Genomic DNA, 334 nt, shown 5'->3' with positions numbered 1-334 from the left:
CCTTCATTCGCGGCCTGCTCGGCATCTGGCCCGGGCAGGGCGTGCGCAAGCCCCAGGATGCGCTCGAGGAAGGCCTGACGGAGCGCGAGCGCGAAGTGGTCTGCCTGGCCGCACAGGGCCTATCCAACGAAGAAATCGGCCAGCGCCTGTCGCTGGCCCTGGGGACCGTCAAATGGCATCTGCACAACATCTACGAAAAGCTCAAGGTGCGCAATCGCACCCAGGCGATCCGGCGAGCCCGCGAGCTGAGCCTGCTCTGACCATGGGCCATCGCGACGGTGTTCCCGCCAGCACCATTCCGCTGTTGCAGACCAAGCTGTTCCCGCCAGGCGCC

1 protein-coding gene is annotated in these 334 nt (G+C 66.5%); it reads left to right on the top strand.

The features are described 5' to 3' along the window. Positions 1-260: response regulator transcription factor (locus ACLJNW_RS23920; RefSeq protein WP_410961183.1), on the top strand; the 260-nt coding region annotated here is incomplete at its 5' end. Positions 261-334 lie beyond the last annotated feature (74 nt).

Origin of the sequence: Salmonella sp. SAL4457 (assembly GCF_046548235.1) — a bacterium.
GTDB classification, from domain to species: Bacteria; Pseudomonadota; Gammaproteobacteria; order Enterobacterales; family Enterobacteriaceae; genus Salmonella; species Salmonella enterica.
Note: the sequence above shows the minus strand (reverse complement) of the source record. Positions and strands in the feature narration are given on the sequence as shown.